General features: G+C 65.6%; 13 protein-coding genes. 5 read left to right on the top strand and 8 right to left on the bottom strand.

Annotated features, from left to right (window positions below):
- Nucleotides 1-54: 54 nt before the first annotated feature.
- The 4 genes from AC6LJ2_RS23840 to AC6LJ2_RS23825 form a co-directional block, all read right to left on the bottom strand.
- Nucleotides 55-2121: a M3 family metallopeptidase gene (locus AC6LJ2_RS23840; RefSeq protein WP_263911980.1), complete on the bottom strand. Its 2067-nt coding sequence runs from the start codon at nucleotides 2119-2121 to the stop codon at nucleotides 55-57.
- A 231-nt stretch (nucleotides 2122-2352) separates the two neighbouring features.
- Nucleotides 2353-3204 carry a bifunctional methylenetetrahydrofolate dehydrogenase/methenyltetrahydrofolate cyclohydrolase FolD gene (gene folD, locus AC6LJ2_RS23835; RefSeq protein ID WP_445658804.1) on the bottom strand — a complete coding sequence of 284 codons (852 nt, stop codon included), beginning with the start codon at nucleotides 3202-3204 and terminating at the stop codon, nucleotides 2353-2355.
- A gap of 55 nt (nucleotides 3205-3259) precedes the next feature.
- Nucleotides 3260-3886, bottom strand: a complete 627-nt coding sequence (locus AC6LJ2_RS23830) for a response regulator transcription factor (protein ID WP_006219003.1) — start codon at nucleotides 3884-3886, stop codon at nucleotides 3260-3262.
- A complete protein-coding gene (locus tag AC6LJ2_RS23825) occupies nucleotides 3883-5637 on the bottom strand; it encodes a PAS domain-containing sensor histidine kinase (RefSeq protein WP_020927319.1) in 1755 nt (584 codons plus the stop codon). The genes AC6LJ2_RS23830 and AC6LJ2_RS23825 overlap by 4 nt, the downstream gene beginning before the upstream one ends.
- Nucleotides 5638-6074: 437 nt before the next feature.
- Here AC6LJ2_RS23825 and aceE point away from each other — a divergent pair, with 437 nt between their 5' ends.
- From aceE to AC6LJ2_RS23800, 5 genes are all read left to right on the top strand, one after another.
- A complete protein-coding gene (gene aceE, locus AC6LJ2_RS23820; RefSeq protein ID WP_498152318.1) occupies nucleotides 6075-8783 on the top strand; it encodes a pyruvate dehydrogenase (acetyl-transferring), homodimeric type in 2709 nt (902 codons plus the stop codon).
- 12 nt (nucleotides 8784-8795) lie between these two features.
- The gene (aceF, locus tag AC6LJ2_RS23815) at nucleotides 8796-10466 is read left to right on the top strand and encodes a dihydrolipoyllysine-residue acetyltransferase (RefSeq protein ID WP_263911985.1); all 1671 of its coding nucleotides are present in this window, start codon (nucleotides 8796-8798) and stop codon (nucleotides 10464-10466) included.
- A 12-nt stretch (nucleotides 10467-10478) separates the two neighbouring features.
- Nucleotides 10479-12260 carry a dihydrolipoyl dehydrogenase gene (lpdA, locus tag AC6LJ2_RS23810; protein ID WP_175220128.1) on the top strand — a complete coding sequence of 594 codons (1782 nt, stop codon included), beginning with the start codon at nucleotides 10479-10481 and terminating at the stop codon, nucleotides 12258-12260.
- A 185-nt stretch (nucleotides 12261-12445) separates the two neighbouring features.
- A complete protein-coding gene (locus AC6LJ2_RS23805; protein WP_498152317.1) occupies nucleotides 12446-13219 on the top strand; it encodes an SDR family oxidoreductase in 774 nt (257 codons plus the stop codon).
- 175 nt (nucleotides 13220-13394) lie between these two features.
- Nucleotides 13395-14291, top strand: coding sequence for a LysR family transcriptional regulator (locus tag AC6LJ2_RS23800; RefSeq protein WP_498152316.1), 897 nt, complete (start codon nucleotides 13395-13397; stop codon nucleotides 14289-14291).
- 109 nt (nucleotides 14292-14400) lie between these two features.
- Here AC6LJ2_RS23800 and AC6LJ2_RS23795 read toward each other — a convergent pair whose 3' ends face one another.
- The 4 genes from AC6LJ2_RS23795 to AC6LJ2_RS23780 all read right to left on the bottom strand — a co-directional run bounded on the left by AC6LJ2_RS23795 (nucleotide 14401) and on the right by AC6LJ2_RS23780 (nucleotide 19397).
- Nucleotides 14401-14595, bottom strand: a complete 195-nt coding sequence (locus tag AC6LJ2_RS23795) for a putative motility protein (protein WP_025138917.1) — start codon at nucleotides 14593-14595, stop codon at nucleotides 14401-14403.
- 110 nt (nucleotides 14596-14705) lie between these two features.
- The gene (locus tag AC6LJ2_RS23790) at nucleotides 14706-15614 is read right to left on the bottom strand and encodes a hypothetical protein (protein WP_498152315.1); all 909 of its coding nucleotides are present in this window, start codon (nucleotides 15612-15614) and stop codon (nucleotides 14706-14708) included.
- A gap of 274 nt (nucleotides 15615-15888) precedes the next feature.
- On the bottom strand, nucleotides 15889-17577 hold the full coding sequence (locus tag AC6LJ2_RS23785; RefSeq protein ID WP_498152314.1) for a flagellin N-terminal helical domain-containing protein: 1689 nt from the start codon (nucleotides 17575-17577) through the stop codon (nucleotides 15889-15891).
- 221 nt (nucleotides 17578-17798) lie between these two features.
- Nucleotides 17799-19397 (bottom strand): methyltransferase regulatory domain-containing protein, encoded by a 1599-nt coding sequence (locus tag AC6LJ2_RS23780; RefSeq protein WP_498152313.1) that lies wholly within the window; start codon nucleotides 19395-19397, stop codon nucleotides 17799-17801.
- Nucleotides 19398-19449: the final 52 nt, after the last annotated feature.

The raw sequence follows: 19449 nt of genomic DNA, 5'->3' as shown, positions 1-19449 counted from the left end.
TAAAAGGAACAGGGCCCGAAACGGGCGGGCGGCTGGCAGGCGGGGGCAGGGGGGTCAGGCCGGTTGCATGCCGCTGTGACGCAGCAGCGCATCGATGCGCGGCGCGCGGCCACGGAACGCGGCGAACGATTCGGCGGCCGGGCGCGAGCCGCCCACGGCCAGCACTTCGCGGCGGAAGCGCGCGCCCGTGGCCGGGTCCAGCGTGCCCAGGGCATTGCCGGCTTGTTTGGCGGCGGCTTCCTCGAAGGCCTCGTAGGCGTCGGCAGACAGCACCTCGGCCCACTTGTAGCTGTAGTAGCCCGCGCCATAACCGCCGGCGAACAGGTGCGAGAAGGCGTGCGGCAGTCGGTGCCAGGCCGGCGGGAACAGCACCGCGACCTCGCTGCGCACCTGCTGCAGCAGGGCCAGCACTTCGTCGATGGATGCGCCCTTGGCGCGGTCGTGCATCAGCATGTCGAACAGGGCGAATTCGATCTGGCGCACGGTCTGCATGCCGCTCTGGTAGTTGCGGGCGGCGACCAGGCGGTCGTAGAGCGCGCGCGGCAGCGGCTCGCCGGTCTCGACGTGGGCCGACAGCTTTTGCACCACGGCCCATTCCCAGCAGAAGTTTTCCATGAACTGCGAGGGCAGCTCGATGGCGTCCCATTCGACGCTGGCGAAGGCCGCGGCGCCGGGCTCGTCCACTTCGGACAGGAGGGCGTGCAGGGCGTGGCCGGTTTCGTGGAACAGGGTGATGACATCATCGTGCGTCAGCACGGCGGCGCGCTCGCCATTGGGGCGCGAGAAATTGCAAGTCAGGTAGGCGATGGGTGTCTGCACGCGGCCGGCCACGACGCGGCGGGTGCGCTCGCTGTCGACCCAGGCGCCGCTTTGCTTGCCCGAACGCGCGTACAGGTCAAGGTACAGGTAGCCGATCAGGTCGCCCTTGGGGCTTTCGACCCGCACGCCGCGCACGTCCGCATGCCAGGACGACACCGGGGTTTCGGCCAGGCGCACGTCGAACAGCGTTTCGATGACCTCGAACAGGCCGGCCAGCACGCGCGGCTCGGTGAAGTACTGCTTGACCTCGTCTTCCGAGTACGCGTAGCGCGATTCGCGCAGCCGTTCGGACGCATAGGCCACGTCCCACGGTTGCAGTTCGGCCAGGCCGAGTTCGGCGGCGGCGTAGGCTTTCAGTTCGGCCAGGTCGCGTTCGGCATAGGGCTTGGCGCGGGCGGCCAGGTCACGCAGGAAACCGGTGACTTCGGCGGCGTCGCGCGCCATGCGGGTCTGCAGGCGCAGCGCGGCGAACGTGCCCAGGCCCAAGAGCTTGGATTCTTCGGCGCGCAGCGACAGCAGTTCTTCGATCAGGGGGGAATTGTCGAACTGGGCATCGCCCTGTTCGGACGCCACCGTGCCGTAGCCGCGGTACAGCGCTTCGCGCAGCGAGCGGTCCTGGGCGTATTGCATCACCGGCAGGTAGCAGGGCATCTTCAGCGTCAGCTTCCAGCCGGCCTTGCCGTCTTCGTCGGCCGCGGCGCGGGCCGCGGCCAGCACGTCGGCCGGAATGCCCTGCAGGCGGGATTCGTCTTCGACCACCAGCGACCAGGCGTCGATGGCGTCCAGCACGTTTTCAGAGAATTTCTGCGAGGCCTGGGCCTCGCGGTCGGAAATCGCGGCATAGCGCTCGCGGTCGGCGCCGCGCAGTTCGACGCCGCTCAGGCGGAAGTCGCGCAGGGCCATCTCGACGATGCGGCGGCGCACCGGTGACCAGGACGCGAAGTCGGGCGCGGCGGCCAGGCGCTGGTATTGCTGGTACAGGCCTTCGTGCAGGCCGACCCAGGTGGAAAACTCGGTCACCAGCGGCAGGGCGGCGTTGTAGGCCTCGCGCAGTTCGGGCGTGTTGACCACGGCGTTCAGGTGGCCGGCCACCGACCAGGCGCGCCACAAGCGTTCGGATGCCGTGTCCAGCGGCTCGACCACCGCTTCCCAGGTGGGCGCCAGCGTGGGGTCGGCGGCGCGGTCCACGGCCTGGCGGGCAATGCCCAGCAGTTCTTCGATGGCCGGCACCACGTGGGCGGGCTTGACCGCCTGGTAATCGACCAGTTCGGAGACGGGGGCGAGCAGGGGATTCTGGGTCATGGCGTTACCAATTGCGTAAGAGGGGGGCGGGCAGCACGCGAGCGCACCGGCAAACATAAGGATCAGGTTGGGGCGGCGCGCCGAAAAGCAAGGGCGCCGCTTGCCGCAGGCGCGCGGGCCGGGCAGGGTGGCCTTTCCCGCGCCCAGAAACGATGATGGGTTTGCCCCCCGTCCCTCGAAGGGGCGCGGGGCAAACCCACAGGGACGTCGCCGCGGGGCGGACGGCCGGCTTCAGGCGGCAGCCCGTTCCGCCGCTTCGACGGTGTTGACCAGCAGCATGGCGATGGTCATGGGGCCCACGCCGCCCGGCACGGGCGTGATGGCGCCGGCGACCTGGCTGGCGGACGCGAAGTCCACGTCGCCGCACAGCTTGCCGTCGGCGCCGCGGTTGATGCCGACGTCGATGACGACGGCGCCGGGCTTGATCATCGAACCGTCGATCATGCCGGGCTTGCCGGTGGCGACCACCAGGACGTCGGCGCGGCGGGTCTGGGCCGCCAGGTCGCGCGTCTTGGAATTGCAGATCGTGATGGTGGCGCCGGCGGCCAGCAGCAGCATGGCCATGGGCTTGCCCACGATGTTGCTGGCGCCCACGATGACGGCTTCGGCGCCGCGCAGGGCCACGCCTTCGGATTCCAGCATCTTCATCACGCCGTAGGGCGTGCAGGGGCGAAACAGCGGCTGGCCGGTCATGAGCAGGCCGGCGTTGCTGATGTGAAAGCCGTCCACGTCCTTTTCGGCCGCGATGGCTTCGATGACCTTGTGCGAATCCATGTGCTTGGGCAGCGGCAACTGCACCAGGATGCCGTGGATGGACGGATCACGGTTCAGCTGGTCGATGCGGGCCAGCAGGTCGGCCTCGGTCATGTCGGCGGGGTACTGCTCTTTCACGGAGTGCAGCCCGGCCTTTTCGCAGGCCGCGACCTTGTTGCGGACATACACTTGCGACGCCGGGTCTTCGCCGACCAGCACCACGGCCAGGCCGGGGCGCGTGCCCTTGGCGGCCAGGGCGGCGACGCGTTGGGCGACTTCTTCGCGAATGCGCTGCGACAGGGCAGCGCCGTCGATAATCCTGGCGGTCATTCGGCAGCCTCCGCGCGGAGCGCTACGGTATTCGCCTTGGGAACGGCCCGGCGGCTCATGCGTGCGCCTCCGGTTTGGCCAAAGCCACTTTCATCAAATCAGCAACGGTGGTCACTTCAAGTTTTTCCATGATGTTGGCGCGGTGCGCCTCGACGGTCTTGATGCTGATGCCCAGGTCGTCGGCGATCTGCTTGTTCAAGCGGCCGGCGACGATGCGCTCCAGCACCTGCTGCTCGCGCGCGGTCAGGCGCGCCAGCATGGCTTCGTGGTCCTTCTGGGCCTGGTGCTTGCTCACGCGCTGCGTGGCCTGCTCAAGCATGCGCGCCACGATTTCGCGCAGGTCGGATTCGTTGAACGGCTTTTCGAGGAAGTCGACGGCGCCTTTCTTCATGGTCGACACGGCCATGGGCACGTCGCCGTGGCCGGTGATGAAGACGATGGGCAGCGGGGCGTTGCGGGCGATGAGCTGCTCTTGCAGTTCCAGGCCGCTCATGCCGGGCATGCGCACGTCGGCGATCAGCACCCCGATCTGGCTGGCGTCGTAGTCTTCCAGGAAGGATTCGCCGCTGGCGTACGCGCGGACGCGATAGCCGTTGGCTTCCAGCAGCCAGCGCAGCGAATCGCGGACCGCTTCGTCGTCATCAACAATGAATACCGTGCTCGACAGGTGGGGCGTGTTCATGCGTGCAACTCCTCGGACTGATCATTCTGAGCCTGCGTCTGAGACGCAGCGCAGGGCAGGGTAAAGCGGAAAATAGTACCGCCGGCGGGATTGGGGTCCGCCCAAAGGCGGCCGTGGTGCGATTCGATAATGGTACGGCAGATATTCAGTCCCATGCCCAGGCCCTGGGTCTTGGTGCTGAAGAAGGGTTCGAACAGGCGTTCCGGCTCGGCCAGGCCGTGGCCGCGGTCGACCACCGCCACTTCGATGTGCTGCTCGTGCAGGATGACCGCCACCTTGAGCTCGTCGGACTCGCTCTTTTCCATGGCTTCCAGGCCATTCTTGAGCAGGTTCAGCAGCACCTGTTCGATCAGAATGGGGTCGGCCAGCACGTCGGGCGCGTTGGACGGCACGAAGCTGTCGATGCGAATGCGGCGCTTGCGGGCGTCGATTTCGGCAAAGCCGATGGCGTTGTCGACGATGCGGCCGATGGCCACGCGCTGGCGGCGCGGTTCGCTGCGCTTCACGAATTCGCGGATGCGGCTGATGATCTTGCCGGCCCGCTCGGCCTGCGAGGCCGCCTTTTCCAGGGCGGGCAACAGCATGTTGGGGCTGGTGTGGCCGGCCTTGACCAGGGCCACGGCGCCCATGCTGTAGTTGGCGATGGCGGTCAGCGGCTGGTTCAGTTCGTGCGCCAGCGACGAGGCCATTTCGCCCATGGTGGTCAGGCGGCTGGTCAGCTGGATCTTTTCCTGCTGCACGCGCGAGGCTTCTTCGTGGGTGCGGCGTTCGGTGATGTCGCGCGCCACCTGCATGCGCACGCGGCGCCCGTCGGTCCAGGCCAGCATGCGGTGGTGCACTTCGAACCAGCGCTGCACCGATGGCGCGAACACCTCGACGGATTCGTCGGTGAAGCGGCCGCGGCGGCCGGCCAGCAGTTCGTCGTGGCCGCCCGTCTGGGCGCCGAACACGCGGCGGTAGGTACGGTTGGCGAACAGCAGTTCCAGGCCGTCGTGGGTGTCGGCCGTGACCGAGATGGCGTCGTCCAGGCCTTCCAGCACCGTCATGAAGCGTTCGTGCGCGGCCGTCAGGGCTTCGCGGATGCGCTTGGGTTCGGTGATGTCGGTCATGGACGTCATCCAGCCGATCTGGTTGCCGTTGGGGTCCAGCAGGGGCGACACGTACATGCGCGCCGTGAAGCGCGAGCCGTCGCGCCGCTGGGCCTCGACTTCCAGGCCGCTGCTGGGCGTCTTGCCCGACATCAGCACGTCCAGCGTGTGCTGGTGCTGCTCGTGGCGGCCGGGCACCCAATACGGGAAGGGCGGGCTGCGGCCGATCAGGTCGGCTTCGTTCCAGCCGATCATGCGGCAGAAGGCCGGGTTGACGTAGGCGATGCGGCCTTCCATATCCAGCACCCGCATGCCGGTGGACATGGAGTTTTCCATGGCGCGGCGAAAACCCGTTTCGGCGATGAGCGCGGCCTCGGCCGCCGAGCGGAACCGGGTATAGCGCCACAGCATCAACAGGCTGATGACGATCACGCAGGACAGCGCCAGCACCACCCAGATCAGGCGTTGCTGCCGCATTTCCTGGTCGATGGTGACAAACATGACGCTGTCGTCATGGATGCGCTGCAACCAGAAGAACACCCCCATCACACAGATATAGAGGATCAGCACCATCGCGGGCGTGACCCAGTACACCCCGCGTCGGCGCGTGCGGGCGTGGTCGTGGAACGGCGTGGGTATATTGGACTTGGGCGCGCTGGACATGTAATTCGGGCCGGATAGGGCGGGCATTTTTCATTGCCGAGCCGCCTCAAGATGAAAACGACCCCGCGGGGGCAGCAAGCCGAAGGCGCGGCGTGGGGGGCATTTTAATGCGTGTTGATACGGAATTGCCGGGAATCAAGCCCGCTATAAGGGGGATGGGCTAAAAAAGTGGCGCTCATCCTTTTCAGCTTGCATTCATATTTTCGCATTATGAAATGCCGTACCGCAACATGAAATTTTGCTTGCGACCGGTTAATCTTCTTTCTTAGAATGCCGGCTGATAGAGAGACACCGCTCAGCGAGTCGCCGGTCTCTAGCACAACACCCCGACCCATGCATGGCAGGGTAGCCCGGATGATCCCGGCTACCATGGCGTGTCCGCGAGTAGATCAAATAAGCGGGTGTGGTCACGAACGAACCCCAACAGGAGACACACGATGTCCTCTTTCGCCCAGGCTGGCGCCGTGCAGGCTGCCAACGACGAAGACACCCTAGAAACCCAGGAGTGGCTCGAAGCCCTGGCGGCAGTCCTTGATCGCGAAGGGCCGCAGCGCGCACATTACCTGCTGGAACGCCTGATCGACGAAGCCCGTCGCTCTGGCGCCCACATCCCGTTCTCGCCGAATACCGCTTACGTCAACACGATTCCCCCGGGCCTGGAGCCCGCGCATCCGGGCAACCTGGAACTGGAATCGCGCATTCGCTCGTACGTGCGCTGGAACGCCATGGCCATGGTGGTCAAGGCCAACAAGCACAACCCGCCGGACGGCGGCGACCTGGGCGGCCACATCGCGTCCTTCGCCTCGCTGGCCACCATGATCGGCTGCGGCCAGAACCACTTCTGGCATGCCGAAGACGACACGCACGGCGGCGACCTGGTCTACTTCCAGGGCCACACCTCGCCCGGCATGTACGGCCGCGCCTACCTCGAAGGCCGCCTCACCGAAGACCAGCTGAACCACTTCCGCCAGGAAGTGGACGGCAAGGGCCTGTCGTCGTACCCGCATCCGAAGCTGATGCCCGACTTCTGGCAGTTCCCCACGGTGTCGATGGGCCTGGGCCCGCTGATGGCCATCTACCAGGCCCGCTTCCTGAAGTACCTGCACGCCCGCGGCATCGCCGACACCAGCAAGCGCAAGGTCTGGGTGTTCTGCGGCGACGGCGAAATGGACGAACCCGAGTCGCTGGGCGCCATCGCCCTGGCGGCCCGCGAAAAGCTCGACAACCTGATCTTCGTCGTCAACTGCAACCTGCAGCGCCTGGACGGCCCGGTGCGCGGCAACGGCAAGATCATCCAGGAACTCGAAGGCGACTTCCGCGGTTCGGGCTGGAACGTCATCAAGCTGATCTGGGGCGGCTACTGGGACCCGCTGCTGGCGCACGACAAGGAAGGCATCCTGCGCAAGATCATGGAAGAAACCGTCGACGGCGAGTACCAGGCGTACAAGGCCAACGACGGCAAGTTCGTGCGCGAGCACTTCTTCGGCAAGCACCCCAAGCTGCTGGAAGCCGTGTCGCGCATGAGCGACGAAGACATCTGGCGCCTGAACCGCGGCGGCCATGATCCCCACAAGGTCTACGCCGCGTTCGACGCCGCGACCAGCCACACCGGCCAGCCGACCGTCATCCTGGCCAAGACCATCAAGGGCTACGGCATGGGCCACGTGGGCCAGGCCAAGAACCCGACCCACCAGCAAAAGAAGCTGGAACTGGACTCGATCCGCGAATTCCGCGATCGCTTCGGCATCCCCATCCCGGACGACCAGCTGGCCGATCTGCCGTACTTCAAGCCGGCCGAAGATTCGCCCGAAATGAAGTACCTGCACGAGCGCCGCGCCGCGCTGGGCGGCTACCTGCCGCGCCGCCGCGCCAAGGCCGACGAGCAACTGAAGGCGCCCGCCCTGGAAGCCTTCAAGGCCGTGCTGGAACCCACCGCCGAAGGCCGTGAGATCTCCACCACCCAAGCCTTCGTGCGCATCCTGAACCAGGTGCTGCGCGACAAGGAACTGGGTCCGCGCGTCGTGCCGATCCTGGCCGACGAATCGCGTACCTTCGGCATGGAAGGCCTGTTCCGCCAGATCGGCATCTACGCGCCGGAAGGCCAGAAGTACGTCCCGGTCGACAAGGACCAGGTCATGTACTACAAGGAAGCGGCCGACGGCCAGCTCCTGCAGGAAGGCATCAACGAAGCGGGCGCGATGAGCTCCTGGATTGCGGCGGCCACGTCGTACTCCTCGAACAACCGCATCATGATCCCGTTCTTCATCTACTACTCGATGTTCGGGTTCCAGCGCATCGGTGACCTGGCCTGGGCCGCCGGCGACATGCAGGCGCGCGGCTTCCTCCTGGGCGGCACCGCGGGCCGCACCACGCTGAACGGCGAAGGCCTGCAGCACGAAGACGGCCACAGCCATATCCTGGCTTCGACCATCCCCAACTGCGTCTCGTACGACCCGACGTTCGGCCATGAACTGGCCGTCATCATCCAGCATGGCTTGAAGCGCATGGTGGAAGACCAGGAAAACGTCTACTACTACCTGACGGTGATGAACGAAAACTACCCGCAGCCCGGTCTGACCCAGGGCGACGAGGAAGGCATCATCAAGGGCATGTACAAGCTCAAGTCGCACGGCAAGGGCAAGAACCGCGTGCAACTGATGGGTTCGGGCACGATCCTGCGCGAAGTCATGGCCGCGCAAGAGCTGCTGGAAGCCGATTGGGGCGTGGCATCCGACCTCTGGAGCGTCACCAGCTTCACCGAGCTGCGCCGCAACGGCCTGGACGCCGAGCGCCACAACATGCTGCACCCCGACGAGAAGAAGCCCCAGGTGGCCTACGTCACCGAGCAGCTGGCCAAGACGGAAGGCCCGATCATCGCGTCGACCGACTACATGAAGCTGTTCGCCGACCAGATCCGCCCGTTCGTGCCCAAGGGCCGCGAATACAAGGTGCTGGGCACCGACGGTTTCGGCCGTTCGGATTTCCGTGCCAAGCTGCGTGAGCACTTCGAAGTGGATCGCCACTTCGTCGTGGTCGCCGCGCTGCGCGCGCTGGCCGACGAAGGCCGCGTGCCGGTTGCCAAGGTGGCCGAAGCCATCAAGAAGTACGGCATCAATCCGAACAAAGCCAACCCGCAATACGCCTGAGGGTAAAGAGACATGAGCAACGTCGTGCAAATCAAGGTTCCCGACATCGGCGACTTCAAGGAAGTGGAAGTCATTGAAGTGCTGGTGGCGGTGGGCGACACGATCAAGGCCGAGCAGAGCCTGATTACCGTCGAGTCCGACAAGGCCTCGATGGAAATCCCCGCCTCGCAGGGCGGGGTGGTGAAGTCGATCGCCGTGAAGGTCGGCGACAAGGTCGCCGAAGGCGCCGTGGTGCTCGAAGTGGAAGCGTCGGACGCTGCCGCGCCGGCCGCCAAGGAAGACGCCCCCAAGGCCGAAGCCAAGGAAGCGCCCAGGCAGGCTGCCGCCGCCGCGCCCGCCGCCAAGGCGGAAGCGGCCGCGCCGGCCGCCGCCAGCGGCCCGGTCGAGATCGAAGTGCCGGACATCGGCGACTTCAAGGAAGTGGAAGTCATCGAAGTCATGGTCGCCGTCGGCGACACCATCAAGGCCGAGCAAAGCCTCATCACCGTCGAGTCCGACAAGGCCTCGATGGAAATCCCCGCCTCGCAAGGCGGCGTGGTCAAGGAAGTGAAGGTCAAGGTCGGCGACAAGGTCGCCAAGGGCTCGATCGTGGTCGTGGTGGAAGGCAGCGCGCCTGCCGCCGCTGCACCAGCCACCGCTTCTGCCACCAAGACCGAAGCCGCCGCCGCGCCGAAGGCCGAAGCCAAGTCGGAAGCCGCCCCGGCCGCGCCCGCCTCGCGCCCGGCCCCGGCCGCCGCGCTGGAAGACGCCAACCTCAAGCCCGGCCAGCTGCCGCACGCATCGCCGTCGGTGCGCAAGTTCGCCCGCGAACTGGGGGTGAACCTCAGCAAGGTGAAGGGTTCCGGTCCGAAAGACCGCATCACCGCCGAGGACGTGCGCGCCTTCGTCAAGCAGGCCCTGTCGTCTTCGGCCGCGCCTGCCGCCGCCGGCGGTTCGGCCGACGGCGCCGCGCTGGGCCTGTTGCCGTGGCCCAAGGTCGACTTCACCAAGTTCGGTCCGGTCGAAGCCAAGCCCTTGTCGCGCATCAAGAAGATTTCCGGCGCGAACCTGCACCGCAACTGGGTCATGATCCCGCACGTCACCAACAATGACGAAGCCGACATCACCGACCTGGAAGCGCTGCGCGTCACGCTGAACAAGGAAAACGAGAAGTCGGGCATCAAGGTCACGATGCTGGCCTTCCTGATCAAGGCCGTGGTTGCGGCCCTGAAGAAATTCCCCGAGTTCAACGCCTCGCTGGATGGCGACAACCTGGTGCTCAAGCAGTACTACCACATCGGTTTCGCCGCCGACACGCCCAACGGGCTGGTGGTGCCGGTGATCCGCGATGCCGACAAGAAGGGCATTTTGCAGATCGCCCAGGAAATGACCGACCTGTCCAAGAAAGCGCGCGACGGCAAGATCTCGCCCGCCGACATGCAGGGCGGCTGCTTCTCGATCTCGTCGCTGGGCGGCATTGGCGGCACCTCGTTCACGCCGATCATCAACGCGCCCGAAGTGGCCATCCTGGGCGTGTCGCGTTCGTCGCACAAGCCGGTCTGGGACGGCAAGCAGTTCGTGCCGCGCCTGATCGTGCCGCTGTCGCTGTCGTACGACCACCGCGTCATCGACGGCGCCGCCGCTGCCCGCTTCAACGCCTATCTGGGCGCCTTGCTGGCCGACTTCCGCCGCATCGCGCTGTAAACGGGGAGCCCTATGAGCAATACCGTTCAAATCAAAGTGCCGGACATCGGTGACTTCAAGGAAGTCGAAGTCATCGAAGTGCTGGTCGCCGTGGGCGATACGATCAAGGCCGAGCAAAGCCTGATCACCGTCGAATCCGACAAGGCCTCGATGGAAATCCCGGCCTCGCAGGGTGGCGTGGTCAAGTCGATCGCCGTGAAGGTGGGCGACAAGGTCGCCGAGGGCGCCGTGGTGCTCGAGGTCGAAGCCTCGGACGCCGCTGCCGCGCCGGCCGCCAAGGCCGACGCGCCCAAGGCAGAGGCTCCGAAAGCCGACGCGAAAGCCGAGGCCCCCAAGGCTGCCGCACCGGCTCCCGCTGCCGCCAGCTTCAAGGGTTCGGCCGATTCCGAATGCGACGTGCTGGTGCTGGGCGCCGGCCCCGGCGGCTATTCGGCCGCCTTCCGCGCCGCCGACCTGGGCCTGTCCGTGGTGCTGGTCGAGCGCTATTCGACGCTGGGCGGCGTGTGCCTGAACGTAGGCTGCATTCCGTCCAAGGCGCTGCTGCACAACGCCGCCATCATCGACGAAGCGCGCGAGCTGGCGGCCCACGGCATCAGCTTCGGCGAGCCCAAGATCGACCTGGACAAGCTGCGCGGCTACAAGGACAGCGTGGTCGCCAAGCTGACCGGCGGCCTGGCCGGCATGGCCAAGGCGCGCAAGGTCACCGTGGTGACGGGCGTGGGCGAGTTTGCCGACGCCAACCACCTGGCGGTCAAGGGCGCCGACGGCAAGTCGCAGACCATCCGCTTCAAGCAGGCCATCATCGCCGCCGGCAGCCAGTCGGTGAAGCTGCCGTTCCTGCCCGCCGACGAGCGCATCGTCGATTCCACCGGCGCCTTGCTGCTGCGTGAAATCCCCAAGAAGATGCTGATCATCGGTGGCGGCATCATCGGCCTGGAAATGGGCACGGTGTATTCCACGCTGGGCGCGCGCCTGGACGTCGTGGAAATGCTGGACGGCCTGATGCAGGGCGCCGACCGCGACCTGGTCAAGGTCTGGCAGAAAAAGAACGTCGGCCGTTTCGACAACATCATGCTCAAGACCAAGACGGTCGGCGCAGAGGCCAAGAAAGACGGCATCTACGTCACCTTCGAAGGCGAGGGCGCGCCGAAAGAGCCGCAGCGCTACGACCTGGTGCTGCAGGCCGTGGGCCGCAGCCCCAACGGCAAGAAGATCGGCGCCGACAAGGCGGGCATCGCGGTGACCGACCGCGGCTTCATCGAAGTCGACCGCCAGATGCGCACCAACGTGCCGCACATCTTCGCCATCGGCGACATCGTCGGCCAGCCCATGCTGGCGCACAAGGCTGTGCATGAAGGCCACGTGGCGGCCGAAGCCGCCGCCGGCCAGAAGTCGTTCTTCGACGCCCGCGTGATTCCGTCGGTGGCCTACACCGATCCGGAAGTGGCGTGGGTCGGCCTGACCGAAGACGAAGCCAAGAAGCAGGGCATCAAGGTCGAGAAGGGCGTGTTCCCGTGGGCCGCCTCGGGCCGCGCCATCGCCAACGGCCGCGACGAAGGCTTCACCAAGCTGCTGTTCGACGCCGAGTCGCATCGCATCCTGGGCGGCGGCATCGTGGGTACCCACGCCGGCGACCTGATCAGCGAAGTGGCGCTGGCCGTGGAAATGGGCGCCGACGTCATCGACATCGCCAAGACCATCCACCCGCACCCGACGCTGGGTGAATCGGTGGGCATGGCGGCCGAAGTGGCCGAAGGCGTCTGCACCGACCTGCCTCCCATGAAGAAGAAGTAAGCCGCGGCGTGTGCCGGACTCCGGTCCGGCTTGGCCAAGGCCACGCAGCCCGATGGGGATCTTCCCCCGTCGGGCTGTTTTCATTGGGACGTTTTTCTGGATAATCCATCCCGCCGCAGCGGGCTGATTCCGGCGGGGCAGCTGCCTAGAATCGAATCTCCCCTTACCGATGCAGGAGAGTTTCCATGGCAGACCATTCCATCAAAGGCAAAGTCGCGCTGATCGCCGGCGGCGCCAAGAACCTGGGCGGTCTGATCGCCCGCGACCTGGCCCGGCAAGGCGCCCGCGCCGTCGTCATCCACTACAACAGCGCCGCGTCCAAGCCGGACGCCGACGCCACGGTGGCCGCCATCGAGGCCGCCGGGGCCAAGGCGGTGGCGTTGCAGGCCGACCTGAGCACGGCGGGCGCCGTCGAAAAGCTGTTTGCCGATGCCGTGGCCGCGGTGGGCCGCCCCGACATCGCCATCAACACGGTCGGCAAGGTGCTCAAGAAGCCGCTGGCCGAGATCAGCGAAGCCGAGTACGACGAGATGGCCGCCGTCAACGCCAAGTCGGCGTTCTTCTTCCTGAAAGAGGCGGGCCGTCATGTGAATGACAACGGCAAGGTCTGCACCCTGGTGACCTCCCTGCTGGGCGCCTTCACCCCGTTCTACGCGGCTTATGCCGGCAGCAAGGCGCCGGTCGAGCATTACACCCGCGCCGCCGCCAAGGAGTTCGGCGCCCGCGGCATCTCGGTGACGGCGGTGGGCCCGGGCCCGATGGACACGCCATTCTTCTATCCGGCAGAAGGCGCCGATGCGGTGGCGTACCACAAGACCGCGGCCGCGCTGTCGCCGTTTTCCAAGACCGGCCTGACCGACATCGAAGACGTGGTGCCGTTCATCCGCCACCTGGTCAGCGACGGCTGGTGGATCACGGGGCAGACCATCCTGATCAACGGCGGCTACACCACGAAGTAGGCGATCGGCGGGCCTGCCGGGCCCACGGCTATCCCAAGGCGTCAGGCAGGCGGTCGGGATCGGCGGGCGGTCGCCCTGGCTGGCCGTGTTGGCCAAGGCGGGCGGTTGCGATGGCAGGCAGACCCGCTATGCTGGCACCGGCGGCACCGTGCCGCCACGCCACGCCGGGACAGGAATGGACAGATTCGAACAGTATCGCGTCTTCGCGCAGGTGGCCGAGATGGGCAGTTTCATCAAGGCCGCCAATGCGCTGGAACTGCCGCGCGCCTCCGTATCGGCGGCCATCCAGCAATTGGAAACCCAGGTGGGCGTGCGGCTGCTGCACCGGACCACGCGCCAGGTGCGCGTGACCGCCGACGGCGCCCAGTTGCTGGAACGCCTGCGGCCGCTGCTGGCCGAGGTGGAAGAGATCGACCACCTGTTCCAGCAGAGCGCGCGCCAGGTGGCCGGACGCCTGAACGTGGACGTGCCCAGCCGCATCGCCCGGCGACTGGTGGCCCCGGCGCTGCCGGGGCTGCTGCGCCGCCATCCCCGCTTGCAGCTGGCGCTGGGGTCCAGCGACCGTGCCATCGACCTGATTCAGGAGGGCGTCGACTGCGCGGTGCGCATCGGCGCGCTGCATGACAGCAGCCTGGTGTCGCGGCCGCTGGGACAAATTGCGCTGATCAACTGCGCCAGCCCGGCCTACTTGCGCGACCAGGGCGTGCCGCTCACGCCCGAGGACCTGGCGCAGGGACACTGGATGGTGGGCTATGCGTCGCCCACGACGGGCCGTGAACTGCCTTGGGAAATCGCGGCCGGGCAGGCCGTCGCGCTGCCCAGCCGCGTGGTGGTGAACAACGCCGAAAGCTATATCGCCTGCTGCCTGGCGGGCCTGGGGTTGATCCAGATCCCGCGCTTCGACGTGCAGCACCTGCTGGATGCGGGGGAATTGGTCGACGTCATGCCGGCCCACCGCGCGGCGGCCATGCCGGTGACGCTGCTGTATCCGCATCGGCGGCAGCGCTCACGCCGGTTGGCGGTATTTCTGGAATGGTTCGAGGAACTGATGCGCAAGCACCTGGACGCCTGAGGGCGGACGGGGTATGCGAGAGAGAAAGCCTGCGAGGCAGGCTGTAGGAAGGCGGGCTGCGCCTGTCGAGCGCGTGGGCGTCGCCGCGTGGCGGCGAGCGCGGCGGGTATTACGCCTGGGTGTTGATGCGCGTGCCCAGCGTGCCGTCGATGGCCACCACCGGCAGCGATTGCATCAGCGTGGCGACGGTGTCGGCTTGCGCGTTGATGGCTTTCTTGGTGACGCGCGCCTGGATTTCCGCCATCAGTTGCGCATCGCGCATGGCCAGGCCGGTGTTGACGGTGTTGTTGACGGAAAGATCCATGGCGGGGTGTCCTGGTGGCATGCATGCCGGGCGGGAGCCCGGAGAGTGGTTGAATTATCGCCCACTTGTCGTGGGCGAGGCAATGATCTGCCGCGTGATACGGCGTTGTTTTATTGCTGGGCGGGACATTCCTTGATGGCGCCCCAGCCTTGGTTCGGGCCGCAGTACTGCTTGCGTGCGGCCCAGGCGCAATCCGGACGCTCGAAAAAGCCCAGCGCCGCGCAGCGCCCCAATTCTGCCTTCAATGCGTCGACCCAGGCGTGCGGATTTTCGGCGGGGATTTCGGTGATGCGCAGCGTTGATTTCGGTGCGGCGGTGGAGGGGGCGGGAGGATTGGCCGCGGGGGTATCGGCAGCGGGCGTACCGGCAGCGGGCGTACCGGCAGCGGGCATACCGGCAGCGGGCATACCGGCTGCGGGCATACCGGCAGCGGGTATACCGGCAGCGGGCGCGGCATTGCCGGATGGGAAGGGCTTGCCTGCGTCGGGTGCCGCGCCAGCATCGGAAGGAGCCGTTTCGCTCGAACCGCCGGCCGTCGCGGTCGAGCCGCCGGGCGAGGTGGCAGGGGATGCCGGGTTGGGGGCTTGCATCCCTGCACCGGGCGGTGGCGCCAGCGGCACGCGTACCGGCCCGGCGGCGTTGACGCCGGAGCGCGCGGCGTTGGGCGTGCTCCACGACACCACCAGCAATACCAAGGCGCCGTAGATGGCCAGCGTGTACAGGACCGTCAGGGTGGCGTAGCCCACCCGTTTGCCGGTCATGGGACGTGCATCTTCCCGACCCAGCAGATTGCGCCATCCAACCAGGGCGGCGCCGGGCGCGCTGATCAGCCACCAGCCCAGGCGCTTGGCCGGGTTGGGGCGGGGCAGCGACGCCTGCACCTGTGCGGCCAGCAACGCTCGCAGCGCGCGGTTCTCTTCGCGCAGGCGCACCGTCTGCGCATCCTCCGGCTCCGCGTCGTGGGGATCCGTAGTGCTGTCGTGCTGCGTAGCGAGTGGATCGGGAGGCGTGGCGGTCATGTTGCGAAAGATATGGATACAAAAAGCGTGCGACGGCAATTATGCGGGAAGTGCCAAGGCAGGCAAATCACGAATAGCTGGGAAAAAGGGGGGCTTGGCGTTGATTCGCCGGGAGGAAGCGGGCGCGCTGGCGAAGCACAGCGAGGGCCTCGCACAAAAAACAAGCCGGCTTGCGCCGGCTTGGGTTGCGACCAGGTGCGAAGGCCCTGGTGCGAAGGCGGGTGGAGCAGGCCTTGCGGCCTGTCCGACCCCACCGTCGGACGTTGCGGCGTGATTAACGCAGCAGCGACAGAACGGTTTGCGGCACTTGGTTGGCTTGCGCCAGAACCGAGGTACCAGCCTGTTGCAGGATCTGAGCCTTGGACATGTTCGACACTTCCGTGGCGTAGTCCGCGTCTTGAATACGCGAGCGGGCCGACGACAGGTTGTTCACGATGTTGTTCAGGTTGGCAACGGTCGATTCCAGGCGGTTTTGCACAGCGCCCAGTTCGCCGGTCAGCTTGTCCAGCTTCGTGAAGGCAGCGTCCAGCGTCTTCAGCGGATCGACAGTCTTGTCGCCCTTGCTGGTCGTTTCGGTCGTCAGCTTGCCACCGCTGCTCACGTAGGCGGTCGAACCGACCTTCGGAGCGTAGGCGCCGATGCCCGTGCCGCTCTTGACCGTAGCCTTGCCCGTGTTGGGGTCAACGGTGTAGACGGTGTCGAACTTGCCACCAGCGACGCCGGTGTTTTGGGTGAAGTCACCCGCGTCGTCAACGTACGTGTCCGACGAAGTGCCGGTTGCAAACGTCAGCGTAGCACTGGTGATGCCCTTGCCCAGAACGACGGTACCTGCAGCAGCAGCCTTGAACTCGGCCAGCACAGCGTCCTTGCTCTTGGTGTCGGTGAACGACAGGTTGCCAGCGGTAGCGGTGCTGTTGTAGGTCTTGCCACCGATCGAGACGGAAGCGTCGCCTACGCCAGCCTGAGCAGCCTTGGCCAGCACAGACTTCAGGTCGGCAGCGGTGGCGGCGCCAGCGTTGTTGGTGGTCAATTCGCCAGCGGCGGACAGGTAGGCGTCCTTGCCACCGATCGTGACCTTGCCGGTCGCGTCCACTTCGAACGTCGTCGAGGCGGCGCCCTTGTTGGCGTAGGTACCGGTGACGGTGCCCGAAGCCGGGGTCAGGCTGGTCGCCAACGCGTCGGTACCGGCAGTGCCGACAGCCTTGTTGGTGAACGTGAAGTTGCCGTTGGCTGCGTCGTACGTGTACGAGTTGCCGCCGCCCACGTTGACTTGGTTGCCGCTTTCCAGCTTGGCGAACGCTTGGTCAGCGCTGACCTTGGCGAACTGGGTCGTCACCGTCCAGTCGTTGGCGGCGGCGCCGGTGCCGGCCTTGCCGCCAGCAGCTTGCAGATCGGACACGGTGGCGGTGCGGTTGTTCGTCACGCCCTTGCCGTTCACGTTGAAGCCGTCCAGACCCAGCGTCTTGACGCTGATTTCCGACAGGTTCAGGGTGATCGTTTCGCCGTCGTTGGCGCCGACTTGCAGCGTCAGCGGCTTGGCGTTGCCCGACAGAACCTTCACGCCGTTGAAGTCGGTTTGTTCGGAGATGCGGTTGATGTCGTCCAAGCGTTGCTTGATTTCATCTTGCATCGAGTTCAACTGCTCTTGCGAGTAGTTGCCGTTGCCGGCTTGCACCGACAGTTCGCGAACGCGCTGCAGGTGGGTGTTGATTTCGGAGGCGGCGCCTTCCGTCGTCTGGGCCAGCGAGATGCCGTCGTTGGCGTTGCGGGCGGCTTGGGTCAGACCCTTGACGTTGGCGGTGAAGCGGTTGGCAATGGCCATACCGGCGGCGTCATCCTTGGCGCTGTTGATGCGCAGGCCGGACGACAGACGCTCGATGGCGGTACCCAGGGCGGATTGGGACTTGTTCAGGTTGTTCTGGGCAACCAGCGACAAGTAGTTGGTATTGATAACTGCAGCCATGTTTAAGCTCCCAAGGAGAGAAAGGCTTCTTCAAACCGGGCAGCTGAGCCGCCCAACTGTAACGTGAAGAACTGACTTAGTTGCTTTCAAGTTCGTCCGTTGCCAGGATTACGGCATTGCCAAATCAATCTTTAGGGCTAATTCGCGAAAGTCGTACTTTTTTCCATTTCCGCCCGCTTATATCTAGAGACGCATTGAATATAAGGGGCGGAAACGAGGGGTTACATCAGCAGGCCGCCGACGCGCAGGGCGGACAGGATGCGGACCAGCAGGGCTTGCGCGACCGGATCGGCATTGCGAGCGCCTTTGAGTGCCAGACCGTCTGGGTGGGGGATATGACCGGACGTCAGGGCGTCGCGTAATTTCGTGCGCAGGTCCGCTTGGGTCAGCGTACCGTCCAGCAGGGTGGCGACATAGCGGGTGGCAGGATCCGCGCTTAGGTTTACCATCTGGTGCCAAAGGTTGGAGTGGCCGACCTGCAAGGGTTGCAGGCTGGCGGCCACGATCAATTCCCGGGCGGCTGCAATCAGAGTGGGTTTGGCAGGGCTGTTACTGTAGCCGACAGACTCACGGCGGTAACGTAGCGAACCGCAGTTCAGCAGCGTGACCAGATGTAATAGCGTGGCATGTTCCAGCTCGATGCCGGTGTGCGGCGATTTTTCGCCGACAATGGCGCAAGCCTCATTGAACGTGACGGGCGCCGGCCAGGTCTTCTGCAACGCTTCAATCAGCGCCACCAACGAGGCATCCTGTGTCGCCAAGCCTGTGTTGGACGGTGTGCGGAAATGTCGTTGCCCGGGGTTGGTCTGGTCGCGCTCGGTATCCGCGACCAATTGCCCGGCGAAATACATCGAGCTGAAAAGATTGGCTTCCGGACGTTCCTGGATCTGTCCCGCGCGCTCGGCATGTACCAGTAGGCTTTGGCGGAATTGCCTGCCCACCGCAAAATCCAGGTACTGCTCGCGCATAGTGCGGTCGGCATCGGCTGACACGGACGAGAGCATCGCCGCCGTGGCTGTTCCGTAGTTGGTGGGAAATGATCCCTCCGGCTGGGCTTCGCTGACATACGCGAGGCCGGCGTGCTGAATGGTGGCGGCGAATTCCAAGAAATAGCAGGGTGAGTTGATTGTTTCCAGGAATTCGTGAAACAAATAATGGTCGGCTTGCTGGCTGAGCCGATTGGCAGTTTGCCGAAGGGCTTCGCGCATGGGGTTGCTTGGCGCAAGGCCATATTCCATCAGCCCTAACATTTCCCTGGCCTTCTTCAGCTTTTCCGCTGCCGTCGTGGCAGAAAAACTGTTCAGCTGCATGGCGTCTCGCATCACGTCCGAGGCTTTCCAGCCTGGGTACGTGTTGTAGCTGACGTACGCGATGCCTTCTGGGGCGAGGTTGTCGCGGCAGACGCGCATGATGGCGTCGCGCACTCCCGGCGGAACCCAGCTGAACACCCCGTGGCAGATGATGTAGTCGAACTTGCCCAGGCTGTCGTCGATGTCCGTGATGCTCATGGCGCGCAAGTCCAGATTGCGTAGGCCCAGCTGTTGCACCAGCGACTTGCCTGCCGAGATCTGTTCCGGCGACAAGTCCACGCCGATGACTTCCGCGTCCGGGTGAGCTGCTGCGAAAGGTATCAGGTTGCCGCCGGCGGCGCAGCCCAATTCCAGCACGCGGGCCTTGTCCAGCGGCGCCGAGTCCAACCCGTATAGGTGCGACACCGCGCGCATATGGCCCGGTGCGCTCTGCATGAAGGCGTGGGATAGGTAAGGGGTCTCGTCGTAGGTATCTGATATCGCCTGATTAAGCAGATCGGGTTCAGTCATCTCGGGATCCATGTCGGGGCAACCGCAATCTTGGCTGTCTTGCGTTGCATAG

The organism is Achromobacter sp. 1014246743 (assembly GCF_059760725.1).
Note: the sequence above shows the minus strand (reverse complement) of the source record. Positions and strands in the feature narration are given on the sequence as shown.